At 68.9% G+C, this 23,544-nt stretch carries 14 protein-coding genes; 8 read left to right on the top strand and 6 right to left on the bottom strand.

The genetic code is table 11. From position 1 onward, the window contains the following. Nucleotides 1-46: 46 nt before the first annotated feature. Nucleotides 47-2,107, bottom strand: a complete 2,061-nt coding sequence (locus AC0LPE_RS19740) for an IniB N-terminal domain-containing protein (protein WP_490605041.1) — start codon at nucleotides 2,105-2,107, stop codon at nucleotides 47-49. 265 nt (nucleotides 2,108-2,372) lie between these two features. On the opposite strand from AC0LPE_RS19740, the gene AC0LPE_RS19745 reads away from it, so the two are divergent. The 5 genes from AC0LPE_RS19745 to AC0LPE_RS19765 all read left to right on the top strand — a co-directional run bounded on the left by AC0LPE_RS19745 (nucleotide 2,373) and on the right by AC0LPE_RS19765 (nucleotide 11,198). Then, complete coding sequence (locus AC0LPE_RS19745) at nucleotides 2,373-4,193, top strand: Hsp70 family protein (protein ID WP_490605042.1); 1,821 nt, start codon at nucleotides 2,373-2,375, stop codon at nucleotides 4,191-4,193. An 8-nt stretch (nucleotides 4,194-4,201) separates the two neighbouring features. Then, on the top strand, nucleotides 4,202-6,679 hold the full coding sequence (locus tag AC0LPE_RS19750; protein ID WP_490605043.1) for a LuxR C-terminal-related transcriptional regulator: 2,478 nt from the start codon (nucleotides 4,202-4,204) through the stop codon (nucleotides 6,677-6,679). Then, a complete protein-coding gene (locus tag AC0LPE_RS19755; protein ID WP_490605044.1) occupies nucleotides 6,670-8,253 on the top strand; it encodes a DUF7159 family protein in 1,584 nt (527 codons plus the stop codon). The genes AC0LPE_RS19750 and AC0LPE_RS19755 overlap by 10 nt, the downstream gene beginning before the upstream one ends. 138 nt (nucleotides 8,254-8,391) lie before the next feature. Then, nucleotides 8,392-9,723, top strand: a complete 1,332-nt coding sequence (locus AC0LPE_RS19760) for a S1 family peptidase (protein ID WP_490605045.1) — start codon at nucleotides 8,392-8,394, stop codon at nucleotides 9,721-9,723. 167 nt (nucleotides 9,724-9,890) lie between these two features. Further along, nucleotides 9,891-11,198, top strand: coding sequence for a S1 family peptidase (locus AC0LPE_RS19765; protein ID WP_490605046.1), 1,308 nt, complete (start codon nucleotides 9,891-9,893; stop codon nucleotides 11,196-11,198). 599 nt (nucleotides 11,199-11,797) lie between these two features. Here the strand turns inward: AC0LPE_RS19765 and AC0LPE_RS19770 are convergent. Continuing rightward, nucleotides 11,798-12,463 carry a DUF8020 domain-containing protein gene (locus AC0LPE_RS19770; RefSeq protein WP_085469144.1) on the bottom strand — a complete coding sequence of 222 codons (666 nt, stop codon included), beginning with the start codon at nucleotides 12,461-12,463 and terminating at the stop codon, nucleotides 11,798-11,800. 435 nt (nucleotides 12,464-12,898) lie between these two features. Here AC0LPE_RS19770 and AC0LPE_RS19775 point away from each other — a divergent pair, with 435 nt between their 5' ends. After that, nucleotides 12,899-16,090 (top strand): (Fe-S)-binding protein, encoded by a 3,192-nt coding sequence (locus AC0LPE_RS19775; RefSeq protein ID WP_490605047.1) that lies wholly within the window; start codon nucleotides 12,899-12,901, stop codon nucleotides 16,088-16,090. Between the two features lie 63 nt (nucleotides 16,091-16,153). Here AC0LPE_RS19775 and AC0LPE_RS19780 read toward each other — a convergent pair whose 3' ends face one another. From AC0LPE_RS19780 to AC0LPE_RS19790, 3 genes are all read right to left on the bottom strand, one after another. Beyond that, complete coding sequence (locus AC0LPE_RS19780; RefSeq protein ID WP_229565643.1) at nucleotides 16,154-17,353, bottom strand: hypothetical protein; 1,200 nt, start codon at nucleotides 17,351-17,353, stop codon at nucleotides 16,154-16,156. Nucleotides 17,354-17,380: 27 nt separating this feature from the next. After that, the gene (locus AC0LPE_RS19785; RefSeq protein ID WP_490605048.1) at nucleotides 17,381-18,553 is read right to left on the bottom strand and encodes an alkane 1-monooxygenase; all 1,173 of its coding nucleotides are present in this window, start codon (nucleotides 18,551-18,553) and stop codon (nucleotides 17,381-17,383) included. Nucleotides 18,554-18,779: 226 nt separating this feature from the next. Beyond that, entirely contained in the window at nucleotides 18,780-18,983 is a 204-nt protein-coding gene (locus tag AC0LPE_RS19790) for a cold-shock protein (RefSeq protein WP_016695928.1), read from the bottom strand. Between the two features lie 166 nt (nucleotides 18,984-19,149). On the opposite strand from AC0LPE_RS19790, the gene AC0LPE_RS19795 reads away from it, so the two are divergent. Both AC0LPE_RS19795 and AC0LPE_RS19800 read left to right on the top strand, forming a co-directional pair. Further along, nucleotides 19,150-20,406: a pyridoxal phosphate-dependent aminotransferase gene (locus AC0LPE_RS19795; protein WP_026061855.1), complete on the top strand. Its 1,257-nt coding sequence runs from the start codon at nucleotides 19,150-19,152 to the stop codon at nucleotides 20,404-20,406. A 328-nt stretch (nucleotides 20,407-20,734) separates the two neighbouring features. Next, nucleotides 20,735-22,024, top strand: a complete 1,290-nt coding sequence (locus tag AC0LPE_RS19800; RefSeq protein ID WP_016695926.1) for a YibE/F family protein — start codon at nucleotides 20,735-20,737, stop codon at nucleotides 22,022-22,024. Between the two features lies 1 nt (nucleotide 22,025). Here the strand turns inward: AC0LPE_RS19800 and AC0LPE_RS19805 are convergent, their stop codons facing one another. Further along, a complete protein-coding gene (locus AC0LPE_RS19805) occupies nucleotides 22,026-23,450 on the bottom strand; it encodes a DUF7159 family protein (protein ID WP_490605049.1) in 1,425 nt (474 codons plus the stop codon). Nucleotides 23,451-23,544: the final 94 nt, after the last annotated feature.

Consider the following 23,544-nt stretch of genomic DNA (forward strand, 5'->3'; position numbering starts at 1 on the left):
CGGTGCGGGCTCCGGCCATTATGTCCCGGAGCCCGCACCGCTGCGGTCAGGGCAGCAGTCCGTCGAGGTCGGTGGAGTCGGCGACACCGAGCGAAGAGTCGCCACCGGCTCCGAGCGAAGAGTCGCCACCGGCTCCGAGCGAAGAGTCGCCACCGGCGCCGGCGAACAGGCCGCCGCCGAGACCGGAGGTCGCGGTGAGGCCGCCCTCGCCGAAGAGGCCCGCAGCTCCCGAGGCGGAGCCGAAGACGTCCTCACCGACCGATGCCCAACTCTCCGCACCGCCCGACAGGGCCGTATCCACTCCGCCCGACAGAGCCGTCCCCACCTGCGTGGACAGTTCGGCACCGAGGTCGGCTGCGCTCTCCAGACCGCCGGAGACACCGAGGTCGGCGGCAGCGCCCAGGTCTGCCGCACCACCGAGATCCAACGAACTCTCGAAATCGGTGGCTGCACCCAGGTCGACCGACGTTCCCAGCCCACCGGCTGCACCGATCCCCGAGTCGATCGCCGCGCCGAGGTCCGCACCCACGTTCACCCCGGCCCCGAGTTCCGCCGCCGTGTCCAGCGCACCGTCGAGGGCGTAACCGAGCTGACCGGTGGCTTCGGCACCGGCGCCGAGGCTGCCGCCGATCGTCGTCGCGAGCTGCGTGCCGAGATCGGCACCCGCATCGAGGGACACCGACCCCGCGGCAGTCTCGAGGGCACTGCCGAGCTGCAGGCCGAGCTCGGCACCGGCCGAACCACCGGTGGCGAAGGTCGAGCCGAGGACGGACGACAGATCCGATCCGAGGCTCGTCCCCACCTGCACGGTCGAATCGACGGTCCCGCCGAGACCGCTGGTCGAGCCGATGGCGATGTTCAGCGCGGACGACAGGTCGGTGGTCGCGGTGGTCTCGAGACCCAGCGCGCCGCCGAGCACCCCGCCGACCAGCGTGCCGAGGTCGATGCCCGCCCCGGCCTCGGCGTCGATCTCGCCGCCACCCGAAAGGACCGTGTCGAGGTCGACGCCGCCGAGCAAGCCGCCCTGTGCGCTGCTCTCGATGACGGTCCCCAGCGCGGCGCCGAGATCGGCCGCAGCTCCGCCACCCACTCCGAGCAGGGCCGAGAGGGACGCACCGAGACCGAGGGTCGCGCCTACACCGGCGTCGAGACCCGCGGAGAGGTCGGTTCCCAGTCCGGCCCCGAGGTCGGCCACACCACCGAGGACACCACCCAGGCTCGTGCCGAGCGCGCCGGTCGGTTCCGTGCCCACGCCGAGAACGCCACCGAGCGTCGTGCCGAGCGCGACCCCCAGTTCGGCACCGCCGTCGAGGGCCGCGGTGAGCTCGGTCGAGAACGCACCACCGGCATCGACGGCCGATTCCAGCAGGCCACCGAGAGCGAGCCCGATGTCGGCGCCGAGCGTCCCGCCGATACCCAGGGCTCCTTCGAGGGTGGTCGCGAGGTCGGCGCCGAGACCGCCCGATGCCTCGACGGCAGCGTCGATCGCGGCGGCGAGATCGGCGGCGGCACCGACGCCCAGGCCCAGACCGCCTTCGAGCGCCCCGGCCAGCGCACCACCGACATCCAGAGCACCCCCGACGGCGAGGTCTCCACCGAGTTCGAGACCCGCGCCGAGTGCACCACCGAGCGCAGCACCCAGGGAAGCACCGAGCTCGCCACCGGCTTCGAGTGCCGCTCCGAGCTGCGCACCGAGGTCGGCGACGATCCCGGTCTGCGCGCCGACACTCCCGCCGAGGTTCAGTCCGCCACCGAGACCCAGGCCCCCACCGAGGCCTGCACCCACACCGAGGCCCAGGCCGGCAGCGCCACCCAGGCCCACTGCTCCACCGAGACCTGCCGCTCCGCCGAGGCCGGCCGCGGCGGTACCGGCGATCGACGCTCCGACGTTCGCCGCACCGTTCAGCGCTGCGGTCAGTTCGGCGGCGGTCCCGGCGAACAGACCGCTGTCCGCAACGAGCGGGGCGACGGCGACGATGTCGGCGTGGCACACGTCGTCCAGTCCGGCTTCGGCGAGAACGGCCTCGGGGTTGCTGCAGTACCGGGCGAGTTCCTTCTCATCGCGGAACAGGCTGAGGATGAAGTCGAGTACGGCGTTGGTGGCCATCGCGTGTCTCCTGAGTCGTCGGGATCTGGGAACGACGCTACGAATCCGCGGGTCACGGGCACAGGGGGTGCGGCCCCCTGTCTGCCGTCGCCCGTTAGGGGATCGGGGTGCGGGGGCATCGGGGTCGTTAGGGGATCGTCCCCACGATCGGGCCGGTGGGCGGTGCGGGAGCTAACGGGTCACGGGGTGGGAACGACAGGCTCATCGAGACCGAACGATGGAACGAGAACGCGGACCGATGTCCGCCCAGAACCCGGGAGCGTGCATGTATTCAGGACTCGGCGTCACGATCGGGGCGGCCAACTCGGTGGCCCTCACCGTGCTCGACCAGCCCCGATCCGGCGATCCCAGCGTTGCGTCGATCCCCACCGAACTCCACCTCCCCGCGGGCGGGGCCCCTGTCCTCGGCGCCGGTGCCCCGATCCCCGGCACGCAGGTGTTCTCCGGCTATGCGGCCCGGGTGGGCGATCCGGTCGGCATCCTCGCCGACGACGGCTCCACCTACCTCGGTGAGGATCTCGTCGCGTCGACCGTGGCCTGCCTGCAGTACCGCACCGGTACCTCCGATGTGCCGACGATGCTGGCGCATCCCGCCGCGTGGTCGGCGCACACCGTCGAGGCCCTGGCGGCGGCACTCGTCCGTGCCGGCGTGACCGCACGGACGATCCCCGAACCCATCGCGGCGGTGCGCTGGCTCGACGCCACCCACGGGCCGCTGGGCGACGACGTGACGGTGGTCTACGACCTCGGTGCGCGCAGCCTCGACGTCGCCGTCGTGCAGGGCGGCGCCCATCCGACACTGCTGGGCCGACCGCTGAGCAGTGACGACGTCTCCGGCGATCACCTCGACCATCTCGTCACCACCTATCTGCTCGGAACACTCGGCGAGGACGCGGCCGGCCTCGATCCGTTCGATTCCGCGACCGTCGCGGCACTCGCCGACTTCCGCGGTCGGTGCCGCGCGGCGAAGGAAGCGCTGTCCAGCGACACCGAGACGGTGGTGCCGGTCACGCTGCCCGATCTGCACCGCGACCTGCGTCTGGTGCGCAGCGAGTTCGAGGAATTCGCCCGGGAATCGCTCGAGGCGTCGCTCGCCGTGGTGCAGGACGCGATCCGCGGGGCCGGGCTCGACCGTTCGGACATCGGACGCGTACTGCTGATCGGTGGTGGCTCGTCCACCCCGCTCGTCGCCGAACTGATCTCGTCGGAGCTGGGTCTGCCGATCGTCTCGTCGGCGCGACCGGCCTACACCGCAGCGCACGGGGCCGCGCTCGCAGCAGCCGCGGTCGATGCCCCGACTGCCGCGGTTCCGGTGACGCCCCCTGCACCTGTCGTCGACGACGAACCCGAGACCGTCGCGCTGCCGGTGGTGTCCGTCGCCGAGGCGCCGCCTGTCGCTGCTGCGCATCGGCCGGCGGTCGTCGACACCGCCACCGGCACACCCGCCCGCGCCCGTGCCCGTTCGTTCACGCTGGTGGGGGCTGCTGTCGCTGCCGTCGTCGTCCTCGCCGGCGGCGGACTGGCGATCGGCACCCTGTCGTCGGAGGCCGAGACGCCCGGTTCGGAGGTACGTCCGTCGAGCGAAGTCGTGGCCGGGAACCCGACGACCACCGAGACCGTCTCCGGTACGACTGTCCCCGGCACGACCGGCGCGCAGCCGTCCGAGGCGGGAACCGTCGTCCCGGTCCGGGTGCAGGGCCCGGACGGGACCGTGACCGCTGTCCCGGTCGCCGCGACGCCCGCTTCCGGCGCCGCACCCACCGGCGCTGTACCTGCGCCGGACCCGACCGCACCCGTGCCGGCAGCACCCGGTCAAAGCCCGCAGGCACCCCAGCCCGCGCCGCAACCCGCTCCTGCCCCGGCCCCGGCGCCCGCCCCTCAGCCCGCGCCGCAACCGACCCCGCCGAGCACGGGTGGCAGCGGTGTCGGCGACGCCCTGTCCGGCGCAGGTCAGGGTGCCGGTGCCGTCGTCGAGGGTGTCGGTAACGGCGTCGGTGGGGTGCTCGACGGCACCGGCAACGTGGTCGGTGGTGTCCTCGACGGCACGGGGCAGGTCGTCGGCGGACTGCTCGGAACCGGGCGCTGACCGATCCGATGACGTCCGCTCCCGCCCCTCCGCGACGTCCGGTCCCCCGGGAGGTCGCGCGTGCCCTGACCGCGGCCACTCCCCCGCGACTGTTGCTCGTCGGCGGCACCGGAACCGGGAAGTCCGCAATACTCGCTTCGCTCCGAACCGATTTCGCCGATGCCCGCATCGTCGACGACGCACACCGCATGACCGCCGCGGAACTGCAGGAGCTCGTCGACCACATCCGGGATGCGCCGACGGGGATCGTCGTTGCCACCGAAGCCCGACCGCACCGAGCCGAGATGCGTTCGCTGACAGCAGCGTTCGCGGGACACGGGACGGTGGTGGAACTGGGTTCGTGGACGCCTCGTGAGATCGCCGGTCGCGCGGCGTCGTTCGAGCTCCGGCTCGCACCGCCTCAGGTGCGCGCCCTGCACCGCCTCACGGGCGGCGTACCGCATCTCGTGGAGACCGCCCTCGAGGCCGTGCGGACGGAGAGCGATGCCCGGCGGGCCGTCGAGGAGGCGATTCGCCGGCAGCTCCTCGCGGATCTCGATCTCACCGTAGCCCTGGCGCTCGTCGATCTCGGTGCCGCGCTCGATCCCGGCGAACTCGCCGCCGTACTCGACATCCCTGTCGAGCGTGCCCTCGACCTCGTCGATGCCGCTCGTGCGAGCGGCCTGCTCGGCACGGATGCCGCGAGCCTCACCACCGGGGCGAGCGGTGTGCCCGCCGCGGTCCTGGGAAGGCACAACCTGTTCGCTCTCGCGCGTCGTCTCCTCGCGACCCGTATCGATGCCGGAACGCTGACGCCACAGCTCGCCCGCGGTCTCGCGACGATCGGTCTCACCGACCCGCACCTCGCCGATCGGCTGGTCGCCTTCGCGGCCGACGCGCCACCGCGCGAAGCCGCCGATCTTCTCGACGCCACCGTACCCGCGGGAGCCGATCCCGCGACCCTTGCGTTGCGACGAGCCGAAGTCGCCTTCGCGGCAGGGGATCTCGAGCGAGCCGAACAGATCACCGACCGGTTGCTCGACCGCGCCGACACTGCGGACGTCGACGACGTGCGCGCCGCCACCCGGATCTCCGCGAGCATCGCCGCACATCGCGGCATGCTCGACCGCAGTGCCGACCTGTTCGAATGGCTCGGCCCCGAACGGGTCGGTACGGACGCTCCCCTCGCCGCGACCGTGCTGCTCGCCGCCGGTCGCCCCTCTGCTGCAGAGAATCTCCGCGGTGCCGCCACATCGGGTGCGCCGACCTCGTCGGCCTCCGCCGCGCGACTGCTCGAGGAGGGCCTGCGTGAATCCGTCGGCGGCGACGGCCGGATCGCGATGAACCGCCTCACCCGCGCCCTGACGAGTCTCGGATCCGACGGATCGCTGCGCGCCTGGCCCGACACGGTCGACGCCGTCGCTGCACTGTTGTGTCTGCACTCGGGCGAACTCGGGCACGCACGCGCGATCCTCGATCGTCCGGAGACTCCCACCGTGCGCAATCGCATCCTCGTGGCGTGGACCGAGATGCTCGGCGGCGATCTCGCCGCGGCCGCGGCGACCGCCGAAGCCGTCGCTCCCGAGGTGACCGGGCAGCGCGACCTCCTCTTCTTCCACGCCCTGCAGGTCGGGTTGGCGCGACGCAACGCCGACCTCGGAGCGTTGACGGTGCGGTGGCAGGCCGCGCAGTCGGTGGTGGCGGAGTATTCCGTCGACCTGTTCGGGCTGCTGCCCCTGGGTGAGTTGTGGCTGGCCGCCGTCCGACTCGGGGAGTCCGCGCGGGTCGGGCATCTCGTCGCCGGTGCCCGCGCGCTGCTCACCACCCTCGGCGAGCCACCGCTGTGGGGTGCGGCGCTGCACTGGTACGGGGTACAGGCCGCGATCGCCGCGGACCGGCCGGCCGACCTCGTCCCGCACGCCCGCGCCCTGGCCCTGGCCGCGGAGACCACCGCCTACGCCGCGGTGCTCGCGCGGGCCGGGCACGCATGGCTCTCGGTGCTGCGCGGTGAGGTCGACGCGGTGCGTATCCGCGAGGCGGCCGAGTCCCTCGCGTCCGTGGGTCTTCCGTGGGACGGCGCGAAGCTCGCGGGAGAAGCGGCGCTGCGGACGGACGACACCACGGTCGCCACCGGATTACTGCAGGTCGCGCGAACGATCCGGCAGGACGGTCCGGCCGGTCGCGCACCGGCCGACATCGCCCCCGACACTCCTCCGGGCGATCCGGACGAATCACCCCTCGGCGCCCGGGAGAAGCCGGGTGCGCTGTCCGAGCGCGAGGCGCAGGTGGCCGACCTGGTGGTTTCGGGCCTCACCTACCGAGAGGTAGGAAACCACCTGTACATTTCCGCGAAGACCGTGGAACATCATGTCGCCCGTATCCGGCGCCGACTCGGTGCCGGTTCCCGCTCGGAGCTCCTGTCACTGCTCCGGGCCATGGGGCACGGCGCAGATGTACCCCGTCACACACACTCCGACCGGAATGGAGGCAAGCCGGCATGTCCGTAGGCGTAGGCCTGAGGGTGGGGACCACCGTGTCGTCGGTTGCGGTCACCTCACCGACGCCGGGACGGCCGGACCCCGCACCGATCGAGCGGTTCACCGCCGTCCACCTGCATTCCGACGGCACCGCGACACTGGGCGACCACGACATCGTCGACGGGCACACCAGTTCCTTCACCGGCTTCGTCGACCGCCTCGGCCACTCCGGTGGTGTCCGCGCCAACGACGGTTCGCTCTCCCGCGCCGAAGACCTCGTCGCCACGGCCATGGAATGCCTCCTCGCCGACGCAGCCTCCTTGATCGGCGACACCCCGTACACCGCTGTGGCGACGCACCCCACCGACTGGCCGAGCTCGACGGTCGCGGTGCTGCGCAACGCCCTCGACTACGTCGGGTTGCGTCACGTCTCGCTCGTCTCCGACGCCGAGGCCGCCGCGGCATGGTTCGAATCGCAGGTCGCGCACCAGACCGGGCGGCTCCTCGCGGTCTATCACATCGACCCGCAGGGCTCGACCGTCACGCTCGTGCGCTCGGGAGTCGCGGCGGGCAAGGCCTTCCGATTCCCCGAGGACGACGCCCCGTCGGTCGCCGCGCAGCTCTCGTCGGCGCTCGGCGCATTCGGCTGGCTCGTGAGCAACCTCGACGCCATCGTCGTCACGATCGACGAAGCGGTCGACCCGAGCGCCGCGCAGCTCGTCGCACAGTCGGTGAAGACCGGACTCGGCGTGCGGTGCGCCCTGGCGCCCGAGCCGCACCAGACGATGGTGCGTGGTGCCGCACTCGCCGCGGCCGCCGGTTCGGTCGACCTCCTCGGCTCGACGCAGATCCTGCCCACCGCCAAGCTCGCCGAACCGCGACGCAGCGAACTCGACCCGGAGATCACCGCGGTGATCTCGAAGATCACGGCGACTCCCCCTCCGGGTGCCACGCCCGCTGCCGCCGCGAAGCCCGCGGCGAACACGTCGAAGGCGACGGTCGCCGCCGTCGCAGCCGGAGAAGCCGCCGACGAGAAGTCCTCGGGTCGCTCGTCGAAGGTCACGGCCATCGCGGCGGCGGCCGCGATCGCGCTGCTCGTGGGCGTCGGCGCGTTGGTGTTCGGTCTGCGGGACTCTCCGATGGCCACCGCTGGCACGCAGGTCGCCGAGACCCCGACTGCACCCGCCACCACCACGACCTCCAAGGCGCGGCCCGCGCCGGCTCCCCGCAGCACCGAGGAGACCACCACCGAGGAGTCGACCGAACCGGCCGTCGCCGAGGAGACGGTGCCTGTCGCCCCGCCCGTCGTGGAGCAGACCTGGGTCGACCCCATCACCGGCACGAGCGAGCAGTCCTCTACTTCTTCGTCGTCGCCTGGCTCGACCACCTCGAGCACGTCCTCGACCACGTCGAGCACCGGCTGGTCGCGGCGGAACCAGCCCAGTGATTCCTCGGGTGGCGGACGCGGCAGCGGCGGAAGCGGTGGCGGGGACAGCAGTACGCCGACGACCACCTCGTCGACCGTCGCGCCCACGTCCGAGCCTTCCGAGCCGATAGATCCGGAGCCCAGTTCGGAACCGCCGGAGACTGAGACCGGCAACTAGACAGCGTGGGTATCCGGGTGGTGACCTACGGCACTATCGGCGGTCGCCGGGCCGTCCCGTAGGCTGTCCCGCGGGTCGGCTCGCCGATTCCACGAAGCACCTGTTCAAGAGCACATCGAGCACACATGAAAGGCCTCCATGCGTCTCTCGTCGGCGTCGCGCGCCGCAGTCCGTTCCACCACCCGCCGCGTCGCAGTCGCAGCGGCCTCCGCGGTTCTGCTGGCAGTGCCCTTGAGCGCCACAGCGAGTGCCGCGCCCGCCGAACAGTTGCCTTCCGCTGAACTTCCCGCCGAACTCGTCGAGGCGATCCAGCGCGACCTGGGTCTGTCCCCCGAGGAGTACCTCGATCGTGCCGCCCGCGCGCAGGAGCTCGGCGACTACGCCCGCGACTTCCGCTCCGAGCACCCCTCCGAGTTCGCCGGTGCCTGGCTCGGCGAGGACGGCAAGCCGGTCATCGCCGTCACGAATCGCGAGGCCGCCGAGCGCGCTGCGCAGGACGGCTTCCACGCCACGGTCGCGCCGGTCTCGGCCGACGGACTCGAGCAGGCCCTCGCCGAACTGAACCGCTGGGTGGCGGGACTCCCGCGCGAGGTGTCGTCGCAGATCAACTCCGCGTCGATCGATGTGCTCAACAACCAGATCGTCCTCGACATCGTGAACTCGCCGATCGGGCGTGCACTGAACCTGCCGTCGCTGGTGGCGAACGTGCAGGTCCAGCTGTCGCCGGGCATGCCGCCGAACGATCCGGCCCCGATGGGTGGCGACACCTACATCACCGCCGACGGCGACGTCCGCACCACGCCCATCGAGCGCATCGGCATCTGCTCGTTCGGCTTCAACGGTGTCGACGCCGACGGTAACGCCGTCAATCTCACCGCCGGTCACTGCGACGCGGTCGCCCGTGCCGACGGTGGTTCGACGGTCTACCTGCCCAACCGCGCGAACATCGACGAGAGCGTGCGGATCGGCAAGTTCACAGAGTCCACGGTGGGCACCGACAGCACCCTCGACTACGGCATCGTCTCGCTCGACGAGGCCGGCGTCGAGGCCGGCCTCGACCGCCCGTCGGTCCGCGGCGGCAACGGTTCGACCCTCACGGTCACCGGCACGGCCGTTCCGGTCGTCGGCGCGCCCGTCTGCAAGTCGGGCCAATCCTCGTCGTTCACGTGCGGCCTCGTCGTCGCCGATCGCATCGAGACCCAGCTGATCTACGACTCGGGGTTCTCGAGCACCATCCGCGGCTTCGCGACCTCCGCCTGCACCCTCGCGGGTGACAGCGGTGGCGCCATCGTCACCGGCACCCTCGCCCTCGGCGTGATCAGCGGATCGAACAGCGCCGGCGCACCGAACTGCGTCGAGGCGAACCTTGTACTCGCGCCCAACGGTGGCACCTCCAGCCTCGGCATTCCGATCCAGGAGATCGAGAACGCCACCGGCACCCGGGTCCGCACTGCGGCGAACCCGGCATAACGGCCGGAACCGTCCGGTCCGTTCGTCACAACAGTCACACGAGTCTCATCCGTAACCGAGAAGTACCTATGTACTTCCTCGCTCACCCCTTAGGATCGGACGGACGCCGATCCGCGGGGGAACGGCGCCTTCGCGCGTGCATGCGTGAAGGAACGAGAAAGGTATCCATGCGACGCACCTTCGCACGTCGGACGGCCGTCATCGGTTCGGCCGCACTGCTGCTCCTCGGTCCTGCCGTTGCCATCGCGCAGGCCGAACCCGAGACCGAACCCGCGCAGACATCGTCTCTGCCGGCCGAGCTCGTCGAGGCGTTGCAGCGCGACCTGAACATCGATGCCGAGCGCTTCCTCGCCGATGCGCAGCGCAGCCAGGATCTCGCCGCGTTCGCCGAGAAGGCACGGGAGCAGTTCGAAGCCGTCTTCGCCGGTGTGTGGCTGGACGACCAGGGCACCGCCACGGTCGGCCTCACCGAGGGTGACGGCTTCGAGGAGGCCCGCAAGGCCGCCGAGGATGCCGGATTCACCGTCGCCGAGACCGAACGCAGCGAGGACGCCCTCGAAGATCAGCTCGGCGCGCTGGGCGACTGGCTCGAGACCCAGCCGCCCGCCGTCGCCGACGTCATCCGCGGTATCGCCATCGACGTGGTGAACAACGACGTCGTCGTGCGCACCGACAACGTGTCCGGTGTCGAGCTCCCCGACTTCCTCGACGGGGTGCGCGTGCTGTTCGCTCCCGCCGAGCTGACGCCGGAAGGCGCGACCGACCTGCAGCCCATCGCCGGTGGCCTCGACGCCCCCGACGCCCTCTTCGGTGGCGACGCCTACGCCGCGCTCGGCGCCGGCGAGGGCCTGCGCTGCTCGCTCGGCTTCAACGGCGAGGACGGCAACGGACAGCCCGTGAACATCACCGCCGGTCACTGCGACCCCAACCGCGCGCAGGCCGGCACTCGGTGGGCCTCCCAGGTCCACCAGCTCATCGGCGACAACCTCGGCCAGCACCTCGGCTCGTTCGAGAAGACGGTGCTCGACGGCAGCGACTACGCGCTGATCCGCCCCACCTCCGATGCCGCGGGTCGCTTCGAGAACAACGGCGTGCGCGTTCCGTTCGCCGCTCCGCTGCCCATCACGGGTGTCGCGGATCCCGTCGTCGGCGCTCCGGTCTGCAAGTCGGGCCTGCGCACCGGCTACAGCTGCGGCGTCGTGACCGCCACCGGCCAGAACGTCGAGATCGGCCACCGTGTGCTCGAGAACGGCTTCTCCACCAACCTGTGCGCCCTGCAGGGCGACAGCGGTGGCACCCTCGTCACCGGCACCCTCGCCCTCGGCATCTCCAGCGCCTCGAACGTCGGCCAGTACGGCATGTGCGAGATCGCCGGGTTCGTCAGCGGCCTGCTCGGTGAGAGCCCCGAGCTGTTCGCCACGCCGATCAAGACGGTCCTGGCGGAGAACCCGGGCCTGAAGGTCCGCACCTGGTAATCCACCAGAACGTCACGAAGGTCCGTTCCCTACGGGGAGCGGACCTTCGTCGTTCGTGGGGGCGTTCGGAGGGGCGTACGGCCGTGCCGGTCGGCGCAGGTTCGGGGCGGTTCTCCTGCACCACAACGACCGGCGGCAGAAGGCGGTGGAACAGCCCTTCGTCGGGCGTTCGGAGGATGCCTCCAGGGGCCCTCGGAAATGCCCCTGAATCCGCTTCGGAAAGCGCCCGCGAGCTGCATTTCCTAGGTGAACCTAACCACCTCCGGGACCTGGCTTCCCAATGTCCGTTTAGCGTGGGTTACGATCCTCGCACCCTGGCCGGTAGCGCCATCCCCTGAAAGGACTTCACTTGAGCAGCGAGATCTTGATGACCAGCCTCGAACTCGGCTTCGACATCTTCGGCTATGTCTGGGACATCATTCGCCACGGCAGCCGACTCATCGGGTCCATGTAACGACACCCGATTCGAGCTGAAGGCCCTGTCCGCACTTTCGGACAGGGCCTTTCTGTATGGGTTCCGACGCCGGATGGAGAACGGCCGCTGCAAGGAGTTCGTCCTTACAGCGGCCGTTCGAGTTCGAATGCCTAGCCGACTGGAATCAGTTGGCGTAGACCGTGGTGCCCGGAGGCGCCAGCAGGGTCTGCGCCAAGCCGACACCGGCAACGATCAGCGTCGGACCACCCGCGATGATGGTTCCGACGACGCCACCGATACCAGCGCCCGTGATGGTGCCGACAGCGGGCATCACGAAGGTGCCGACAACTGCGCCGATGATGGTTCCGATCAGGCCGCCGACCGCGGTCGCGATACCCAGCTGCGACGCGAAATTCTGCTGAGCCTTCAGGTTCTCGTCCGGCGAAGCAACATCGGTCAGCTTCAGGGCGACCGGCGTGAGGCTCGCGCCGACCTTGTCCTCGGGGGCGACGGGGGTGGCCTTCGACAGGTCGGTGACCGGGGTCAGCGTGAGGGTCTTGCCGTCCTCGCTGATCTGACGCTCGAAGGGGAGCTGCAGATCGCCGAGCTGAATGGCCAGCGGCAGGCTGAGGACAGTGTTGCCGGCGTTGTCCTGGAGCTCGACGCTCTCGCCGTCCCCGGAGACCTGGAACTCGCCGGCGTCGATGACGGTGACCACCGAGTCGCCCTCGATCTTGGACTCGTAGTTGATCTCGTCCTGCGCAGCGGGCGCCGCATACGAGGTACCGGCGGTGATGCCCATGGCGGCGATCGTCATCGTCGCCACAGCGGCAAGCTTCTTCAGCTTCATCTTTTTCCGTTCTGTGACATGGCGCACGCCTGTTAAGACGCCCCCATTCTGCTGTATTGACCTGGAGTTCTACGTCCCCCGACGCGTACAGCCCACATGCGAACCCCATGTACCGCGCGAATCATAACCGACATCACAGGCGGAGTGTTATACCCATTTGCCCGAATGGAAACAGCATCGTGGCCGGTAGAGCGGTGTCGTGATTTCCGTGTGACACACGCCTCGTTTCCGGCAGGTTAGGACATCCTGCGTGACGGCGGTATCACGTTTGACCTCTAGCGTGTCCGGGCACACGGTCTCCGATTCGACGCAGTTTTTGCTACTGGCGGGTAACTCCAGTTCAGACCAAGTTACCGGTGGGTAACTTAGCTTGCGTTACGATGCGGTGACTCATACCAGGCGGCACGACGCCGCCCCCGACACGAAAGGCCACGTATGAATGCCCTGACGATTACGTTGGGCACGATCGGCGTGCTGCTGAGCCTCGTGTGTTGGTTCGCGTTCATCAGCGGCGCACTGAAGATGGTCAACACGATCCGGGTCGGCCAGCCGGCCCCGGACCGCTGGCGGCCGTTCTTCCCGCGCTTCAAGCAGATGGTCGTCGAATTCCTCGCGCACACGAAGATGGTCAAGTTCCGGACCGTCGGCTGGGCGCACTGGCTGGTGATGGTCGGCTTCATGCTCGGCGCGATCGTCTGGTTCGAGGCCTACGGCCAGACGTTCGACCCGGAGTTCCACTGGCCCCTCATCGGTGACACCGTCGTCTATCACTTCATCGACGAGATCCTCGGCCTCGGCACGGTGATCGGCATCCTGACGCTGATCTACATCCGCCAGCGCAACCATCCGCGTCAGCCCGGTCGGATGTCGCGCTTCAGCGGCTCGAACTTCAAGGCCGCCTACTTCGTCGAAGCGGTCGTGCTGCTCGAAGGCCTGGGCATGATCATGGTGAAGGCCGGCAAGATTGCCCTCACCGGCCACTACAACGCCTACACCGACTTCTTCACCATGCAGGTCGCGAAGCTTCTCCCCGCGAACGCCGTCATGGTGTCGATCTTCGCGTTCGTCAAGCTCATGTCGGGCATGGTGTGGCTCTACATCGTCGGCCGCAACATCACCTGGGGTGTCGCGTGGCACCGCTTCTCGGCCTTCTTCAACATCTACTTCAAGCGTGAGGACGACGGCGGTCCCGCCCTCGGTGCCGCACGTCAGATGATGTCCGGCGGCAAGCCCGTCGACATGGAGGACGCCGATCCGGACAAGGACACCTTCGGTGCCGGCCACATCGAGGACTTCACGTGGAAGGGCTGGCTGGACTTCACGACCTGCACCGAGTGCGGTCGTTGCCAGTCGCAGTGCCCCGCCTGGAACACCGGTAAGCCGCTGTCGCCGAAGCTGCTCATCACGTCGCTGCGCGACCACGGTTACGCCAAGGCTCCCTACCTGCTCGCCGGTGGTCGCACCGATCTCGGTGGCGACGAAGTCGGCCTGGTCGACGCCGAGGGCAATCCGGACGAGGCCAAGCTGGCGAAGATCCCGGCGTCGGCTCGCGAGGAGTCGGGTCGCAAGCTCGTCGGCGAGACCGAGGGACTGCTGGAAGCAGGCGAACTGGCTCCCGTCATCGACACCGAGACCCTGTGGTCGTGCACCAACTGTGGTGCGTGCGTCGAGCAGTGCCCGGTGGACATCGAGCACGTCGACCACATCATCGACATGCGTCGCTACCAGGTGCTCATCGAGTCGGACTTCCCGTCCGAGCTCGCGGGTCTGTTCAAGAACCTCGAGAACAAGGGCAATCCCTGGGGCCAGAACGCCAAGGACCGTCTCAACTGGATCAACGAGATGGAGTTCGACATCCCGGTCTTCGGCCAGGATGCCGACAGCTTCGACGGCTACGAGTACCTCTTCTGGGTCGGCTGTGCCGGTGCCTACGAGGACCGCGCCAAGAAGACCACGAAGGCCGTCGCCGAGCTCCTCGCGACCGCCGGCGTGAAGTTCATGGTCCTCGGCGCCGAGGAGACCTGCACCGGCGACTCCGCTCGCCGCGCGGGCAACGAGTTCCTGTTCCAGCAGCTGGCGCAGCAGAACATCGAGGTCCTCAACGGTGTGTTCGAGGGCGTCGAGCAGAGCAAGCGCAAGATCGTTGTGACCTGTGCGCACTGCTTCAACGCGCTGAACAACGAGTACCCGCAGGTGGGTGGCAGCTACGAGGTCGTCCACCACACGCAGCTGCTCAACCGTCTCGTGCGGGCGAAGAAGCTGGTCCAGGTCAAGGCCGTCGGCCAGGACGTGACCTACCATGACCCGTGCTTCCTCGGACGGCACAACAAGGTCTACAACGCTCCGCGTGAGCTGATGGCGGCGTCGGGCGCGAAGCTTGTCGAGATGCCGCGTCACGGCGAGCGGTCCATGTGCTGTGGTGCCGGTGGTGCCCGCATGTGGATGGAGGAGAAGATCGGTAAGCGCATCAACATCGACCGTGTCGACGAAGCGCTCACCACGAATCCCGCCAAGATCGCGACGGGCTGCCCGTTCTGCCGCGTCATGCTCACCGACGGTGTGACGGCGCGTCAGGAAGAGGGCAAGGGCGAGGGCGTCGAGGTCATCGACGTCGCGCAGCTCATGCTCGAGTCCATCTCTCGCGTCGAGGCCGCGAAGCTCAGCGACAACCTCAAGGTCGTCCAGCAGCCGAAGACTCCGGTCGAGGTCGAGGAGACCGCGGAAGAGGTCGAGAAGGAGCGCGTCGAGGAGGTCGAGGTGGCAGCGGCAGCGCCGGCTGCTCCGAAGACCACCGGTGCTCCGAAGGCCGGCGGACTGCAGATGAAGGGCGGCCTCAAGGCTCCGGGCGGACCGAAGGCTCCCGGTGGCGCGAAGGCTCCCGCTGCCGAGGCGGCCGAGGCTCCGGCAGCTCCGAAGGCCAAGCCCGGCGGCCTGCAGATGAAGGGCGGCCTCAAGGGTCCGGGCGCGAAGAAGGCAGCGGCTCCGGCTGCACCTGCCGCGTCGTCCGAGGCTTCTGCTGCTCCTGCGGCCGAGGCACCGGCAGCGCCGAAGGCCAAGCCGGGCGGACTGCAGATGAAGGGTGGCCTCAAGGCTCCGGGCGCGAAGGCCCCCGGTGCTGCGAAGCCGGCCGCACCTGCTGCTGCCCCTGCCGAGTCGTCGTCGGAAGCTCCCGCAGCCGAGGCACCCGCGGTGCCGAAGGCGAAGCCGGGTGGCCTCCAGCTCAAGAGCGGCCTGAAGGGTCCCGGCGCGAAGAAGGCGGCTCCGGCAGCGAACTCTGCTCCCGCGGCTCCGGCCGAGGAAGCACCTGCTGCAGAGGCTCCCACGGCGGAGGCTCCCGCTGCGGAAGCGCCTGCGGAGCAGCCGAAGGAGTCGGCGATCCCGAAGGCGAAGCCGGGCGGACTGCAGCTCAAGAGCGGCCTGAAGGGACCGGGTGCGAAGAAGGCTGCGCCTGCCACTCCGGCTGCACCGGCGAAGGCTGAGCCGACGCCGGAGTCGGCACCCGAGCCCGAGACGGCACCCGAGCCCGAGGCCCCGGTGAAGCCGGAGGCCGAGGCGCCGGCGCCGCCGCAGGCGAAGCCGGGCGGACTGCAGATCAAGAGCGGCATCAAGCCGCCGGGTCGCAAGTAAGTAGGTAAACAACCGAGAAGTGAGGCTCGCAACCGTGGTGGTCAACCACTGGGGTTGTGAGCCTCACTTCTGCGTTGTGAGCTTTCGTACGACGTACCGCCCAACCGGACCACTCCCCCGCCGCGCCAACTCCATGGCCGCACGGATCTTCGACGCGAGCGCGCCCGGGGTCTCCAGGTCGTCCCACGTCCACCGCACGACCACCCACCCCGCCTGGCGCAGCCGGTCCTCGCGCAGCTTCTCCTGATAGACGACGTCCTCCGCATCCCTGGTGGCGACGCCGTCGCGTCGGTACTTGATACGACCGTCGAACTCACCGATGACACCGTGCTCGGGCCACAGGAAGTCGACCCGCGCGAGCCAACGATCGGCAGCGTCGAGCACATCGACCTGTGCAAGCGGGACCGGCAGATGTTCGTCGAGCATCAGGATGCGACTGCGCGACTCGCCGACGCTGTCGCTACGGTCGTCCATCCTTCCCACCGCTCGGGAAGCACGCGCGCGTCCCGGATGAGATCCCATCCGCTCCAGCGCACTCCGCAGCAATGCGATGTCGGTCAGTCCGTGCCGCAACACGCGGTCACCGAGCACTACCGACTCTTCGAACGGCTCGGTTGCTGCGATATCGACAACGGTCCGCGCGACCTCCAGTACGCGGGCTCCGCATCTGTCCACTACTTCGGCTTCGTCGAGTCGCGCCGTGTGCATCACTCGTCCCGGCGTTCGTTTGCCACCGCTGCGTCGGTTGTAGGTGAGGTGGACGTCGTCCAGAGCGATTCTCCACGGGCGCAGTCCGTGGAGTACGGCTGCGGAGACGTGGCTGAGCGCAGCGTCGGGTGACGAGACCTGCAGCATCGCCCGTGCGCGAAATGCGTGCCGGCCGAAGTCGTCGGTTGCCTCGTACGTCTCGCGGGGAACGAAGACACCCGATGCGAGCCGTACCCAGTGACCGCTCCTGACCAGACCGCGGATCTCGCCCGGAGTGCGGCCCGATGCCTGAGCGTCGCTGCGATGGATGAGGACGTCGTCGCGCATGCGTCGAGCGTCGCTCGAGCCGAACGGCGAACTGCCGGCAGAACGGCCGATCGGCCGGATCTGTGGATGAACCGACCGCCTGTGGAGAACTCGCCAGGAGGCGCCGATCGCGGGGCCGAGGACGGGCCACGAGTTGTGCAAGTCGTCCTGCCGGTAGCCCCAGTTGTGGGTGCCGTCGTGGATATCGATGATGGCGGGGATGCCCAGTTCGTCGAGGCGCGTCGCCATGCGTCGGTGGTCGGAGCGATCCGGCGCCTAGTTTCCCCCGCCGTATCGTGCCTGAATCGCCGTTCTCTTCCCACGCTGAATGTTGATTCGCGACACATCGTGCCCGTAGTGCTCGAGCAGTCGCGGGTCCATTATCCGCCGCCACAGGGGTGGGAACAGAGCCAGGATGATCAATACCGCGTAGCCGGCGGGCAGCTGCGGCGCCTGCGGCATCGAGCGCAGGGTTTGGTAGCGGCGCAGCGGGTTGGCGTGGTGGTCGCTGTGTCGCTGCAGGTTGTAGAGGAACAGGTTGGAGCACACGTGGTTGCTGTTCCAGCTGTGCTGGGGCTGCACCCGTTCGTAGCTGCCGTCCGGGCGCTTCTCGCGCAGCAGCCCGTAGTGCTCGAGATAGTTGGCACCTTCGAGGAACATGATCGCCATGACGGCCTGGACGACGAGCCACGGGGCGATCGACCAGCCGAACACCGCGATGAGCACGGCATAGAGGACGACGCTCAGCGCCCACGCGTTGAGGATGTCGTTGTGCCGCACGTTCCAGAACGACATGCCGCGACGCTCGAGCCGGCCCTTCTCGTAGCGGATGGCGGAGCGGAGGCTGCCGAACACCGAGCGGGGCAGGAAACGCCAGTAGCTCTCGCCCATGCGGGCGGTGGCCGGGTCCTCCGGGGTCGCCACACGGGCGTGGTGCCCCCGATTGTGTTCGACGTAGAAGTGGCCGTAGAACGACTGGGCGAGCGCGATCTTCGCGAGGCGCCGCTCGATGGTGGTGCGCTTGTGTCCGAGTTCGTGCGCCGCGTTGATGCCCACACCGCCGACGATGCCGAGTGTGGCGGCCATCGCGAATCGTTCGGCGCCGCCCATGGGCTGCGACACCCACATCCAGCACCCGAATGTCAGGCCCGCATATTGCAGTGGGAGATAGAGATAGGTGCAGTAGCGGTAGTACCGGTCGTTCTCGAGCGTCCGCATCACGCTCTCGGGTGGATTGCTCGTGTCCAGCCTCGCGAACGCGTCGACCAACGGGCAGACGACGGCGATGACCAGTGCACCGGTGGCCCAGAAGACGCCGAGGTGCAGGTATTCGACGAGGAAATAGGCGATGAACGGGCTCAGGGGGATGACGAGTCCGTACAGCCAGAGGCGCTTCTTGGGGTCGGTCCATCGATCGTGCGTCGCGCTGCGAGGAGTCGCCGAATCCATAGACACCAATCCCCCAGGAAGGAAAAACCGTCCGGTACGAATCCCCCCGTACCGGAGAAAACAAACTGTTACCCCACGACTTACCCCACGACTCGGACACACCTTACAAGCAGTACTTACCGACCGGTAGGACCTTGCGCACTGTTTGTGGTGGAGAGCACACGACGACGGCGCCGCACCCGAAGATGCGCCGCCGTCGAACGCGGAATTCTCGAAAGGGTGCGACCTAGATGGTGCGCACGCCCTGAGCCTGCGGGCCCTTCTGCCCCTGGCCGATCTCGAACTCGACTCGTGCTCCCTCGTCCAGGGTCTTGAAGCCCGAACCCTGGATTTCGGAGTAATGGACGAAAACGTCTGCTCCCCCACCATCCTGCTCGATGAAGCCGAAGCCCTTTTCCGCGTTGAACCACTTGACAGTGCCCTGCGCCATACCACTTGCTCCTTGCATTCCCCCACGTCACCCCGACGTGAGGCCTAGATGGACCTCGATCATCGCACTGATCCGGACATTCGTCGCGTCTTGTTTCCCGAGTCGTTACCACGACCTACAAAACGCGGATGAAATCGTGTTGCAGCACGGTGGCACCATGTAACCCGTGACTACCGAGGAGCAAGGCCAACTTCACCATCACATCAGCCGTCGGCTCGAGCAGTCGTCGAAGCTCCAGAACGTGCTCTACGAGATCCGCGGGCCGGTGCATGCCCACGCCGCGCGGCTCGAGGCCGAGGGGCATCGCATCCTCAAGCTCAACATCGGCAACCCCGCGCCGTTCGGGTTCGAGGCGCCCGACACGATCGTGCAGGACATGATCGCGGCGCTGCCCCACGCGCAGGGCTACTCGGAGTCCAAGGGCATCGCCTCGGCCCGTCGCGCGATCGTCACGCGCTACGAGCTCGTACCGCGCTTCCCCAAGTTCGACATCAACGACGTCTACCTGGGCAACGGCGTCTCCGAGCTCATCACCATCACCATGCAGGCCCTGCTCGACGACGGCGACGAGGTGCTCATCCCGGCACCCGACTATCCGTTGTGGACGGCGATGACCTCGCTCGCCGGTGGCACCCCCGTGCACTACCTGTGCGACGAGACCAACGACTGGAACCCGGACCTCGACGACATCGAGTCCCGGATCACCGAGCGCACCAAGGCGATCGTGGTGATCAACCCGAACAACCCGACGGGCGCCGTGTACTCGCAGGAGGTGCTCGAGGGGATCGTGCGCCTCGCGCGCAAGCACCAGCTGCTGCTGCTCGCCGACGAGATCTACGACAAGATCCTCTACGACGACACCAAGCACGTCTCCCTGGCCTCACTGGCCCCGGATCTGCTCTGCCTGACCTACAACGGCCTGTCGAAGGCGTACCGGGTCGCCGGCTACCGGTCGGGCTGGATGGTCATCACCGGCCCGAAGGATCACGCGGCAGGCTTCCTCGAGGGCGTGGATCTGCTCGCCTCGACCCGGTTGTGCCCCAACGTGCCGGCCCAGCACGCCATCCAGGTGGCGCTCGGCGGCTACCAGAGCATCGAGGACCTCGTGCTGCCCGGCGGGCGCCTGCTCGAGCAGCGCGACGTCGCGTGGGAGCGGCTCAACGCCATCCCGGGCGTGAGCTGCGTGAAGCCGCGCGGTGCGCTCTACGCCTTCCCGCGTCTGGATCCGGAGGTCTACGACATCCACGACGACGAGAAGCTCGTGCAGGATCTGCTGCTGCAGGAGCGCATCCTCGTCACCCAGGGCACGGGCTTCAACTGGCCGAACCACGACCATCTGCGCATCGTCACGCTGCCGTGGGCACGCGATCTGGCGGTCGCGATCGAGCGGATCGGCAACTTCCTGTCCTCCTACAAGCAGTAGGACAGAGCCTCCGACCCCGGACCGGTAATTGTTGCCGAACAGTTATCTTGGGGCTTTCGGGGACCAAAGTCCCTGGATATGAGCATGCTCTACCTACCCGATCGGACGGTTTGTCGGGTTCGTGACCATCGCCACATGTCAACCCCTCCCCAAGCCGGGGTCGGAACCAGTAATTTGTCTTATTGGCACTAAGCACTACGCACTGTGCCGGGCTCCCTGATCGATCGCCATCCCCCCTGTGCGAGATCAGGTGACGGTGGCGGGGACACCCCCCTGCTCCCCGCCACCACCAGCCCAAACCTTCTCGCCTCTTGGCTAGCCTGTCCGGGTGAATCACGGACACGGCCATTTCAGCCACGGACACGGTCACGGCCACGGGCAGGCCGAAAGTCCCATCCCCCTCGGACCCATCGCCGCGAAGATCGTCGTCGGCCTACTGGCTGCGATCGGTCTCCTGGTGCTCTTCGGCACCGCACTGCTGTGGCCGAGCAGCCGTTCCGTGGACATCCCCGCCCCCTTCCAGACCACCGGCGGCGGCGCCGTCGTCACCGAGGCCGGGACGGTCGTCGAACAGAACACCGGACCGTGCGGCAGCCCGTCCTTCGGGCGCGTCTTCACCGGTGAGCCGTCCCCTCCCTCGAGCAACACCTTCGACTGCGAACGCAGCATCGTCGCCATCGAATCCGGTCCCGACGACGGTGCGCGGACCCTCCTCGAGGTGATCCCCGGCCCGGGTCAGCCCGAACTGCAGGCCGGCGACGAGATCCGTCTCGTCCGCCAGACCGATCCGGCGGGCGCCACCCAGTACTCCTTCTACGACTACGCCCGCGGCTTCCCGCTCGCGCTGGTGGTCGCGGTGTTCGCCGTCGTAGTGGTCGCGATCGCCCGCTGGCGCGGTCTGCGGGCCCTGATCGGCCTGGGCGTCGCGTTCGGCGTGCTGGTGGTGTTCATGCTCCCTGCGCTCCTGGACGGCAAACCCGCCGTGCCGGTCGCACTGGTCGGCGGTGCACTCATCCTCTACGCGGTGCTGTATCTGGCGCACGGCGTGAATCTGAGGACCAGTTCGGCGCTGCTCGGCACGCTCGCGTCGATGGTCGTCGCGGCCCTGTTGTCCTACGTCGCGATCCGCATGACGCACCTGACCGGTCTGTCGGAGGAACAGAACACCGACGTGCAGCTGTACATCGGGCACGTGTCGATCTCTGGCCTACTGTTGGCGGGATTCATCATCGGCTCGCTCGGTGTGCTCAACGACGTCACCATCACGCAGGCGTCGTCGGCCTTCGAACTCGCCGGCCTCGATCCCGAGTCGTCGCGCCGCGAGATCTTCTCGGCGGCGATGCGCGTGGGCCGCGACCACATCGCCAGCACCGTCTACACACTCGTCCTCGCCTACGCGGGTGGCGCGCTGCCCCTACTGCTGCTGTTCTCGGTGGCCGGGCGCTCGATCACCGATGTGATCACCAGCGACGCCGTGGCCATCGAGCTGGTCCGCGCATGCGTCGGCGGCATCGCGCTCACGTTGTCGGTACCGCTCACCACCGCGATCGCCGCCGTGCTCGCGCGTACCGACGCACCCGGACAGCAGACGGGTGGCCGGCACGCGCGACGCGCGTGACTCAGGGAAGCCGGATCTGCGGCAGCGGCGGCAACTCGATCGTCGGCAGCGGCGGCAGCGTCGGCACCGGCACTCCCAGCCCCGGGATGGTCGGAGCCGGAGCGGGCGGAAGCTCGGGGGCCGGCGGAACCGGGCGCGGCGAATAGGTCGTCGGAGCCGGCTCCGGCTCGACCGTGGTGGTGGTCGTGGTGACCTGCGTGGGCGCCACCGCCGGCGCGGGGTTCTGCCGCGGCGCACCGGTCGTCGGGGGGGTGTACGACTGGGTCGGGCTCGTCTCGTCGGTCGACGAACTCGCGAAGCCGGTGCTCAGCGCCACCCCGATGACCGCGACGACCGCGAGGGCCGTGCCCGCGATACCGGCGCCGGAGATCTGCTTGCCGCTGACCGACGGACCGCGACCGGCCAGCGTCGACCACCACGGCTTCTTCGCGTCGGCGGACTCCGGCCCGGATGCGGCGGCTGCGGTCGTCTGCGCGGGGGCCGCAGCGGCGACGACCGGGATTTGTTCGGTCTCGGCGCTGGTCGACGACGGGCGGCCCGGCACGATGCGGGTGAGGGTGCTCACCGGCTGCGAGTTCGCAGGCTTCGCGGCGGCCATCGCCCCACCCTTGGCGAGGACGAGTTCGGGCTCGTGCGGCACCACCAGCGGCAGACCGAGCCACGAGCGCAGCACCTCCTGCACGAGCGGGATGTGCGCGCCGCCGCCGAGCAGGACGACGGCCTCGGGGTTGCGACCGGCACGGGAGATCACCTGGTGCACGAACTGCGCCGACGACTCGACGCACTGCGCGATGAGCGGATCGAAGGTCTCGCGCGACATGAGCACGACCCCCGCCGCGCCCGGCACGGCCACGGTCTCGCTCAGCGAGAGCTTCTCCTTGGCCTCGCGGCACTGGGCGGACAATTCGTCGTCGGTGGCGGGGTCGTCGGGGCGCCACACACCGTTGGTGTCGAGCTGGTGGTCGCGGATCACGTTGTCGAAGACGCGGCCGCCGATGCTGTCGGTGCGTTCGGCGAGCACCTCGCGGGAGACGAGGTCGACGACGGTGACGGTGAGCCCGGCGTCGCCGAGGTCGTAGAAGACGGCGGTGTTGCTGCCGAGCTCGCCGGTGGCCTGCAGATAGGTGACGGCGGCTTCGGGTTCGGAGACGAGCAGGTAACGGTCGATGTGCTCGACGGCCATTGCCGCGCGCAGGCGCTCGCCCTGGGCCTGGTCGCGATAGACCAGTCCCACCCGCTCGATCGGATCGCCCGCCACACCGGTCTGGAAGAGCACCCCGAGGGTGCCTGCCGCCAGCCGCGCCGGATCGTCCTTACCGGTTTCGACCACCTGGAACTGGAACCCCGCCGTCGGGATCGTTCGATCCACCGGCCGCACCACCCGAACGGCGCTCTCCCCCACGGTCACACCGAGAATAGAACTCATCAGCCGCCTTCGACGTTGGATGCGCCAGCCGCGTCAGCTTCCCCCGGCGCCCGAAATCACCGACGATGGTACAGAACGTTACCGATCGGTCACG

It is taken from the genome of Rhodococcus sp. S3 (assembly GCF_058211795.1).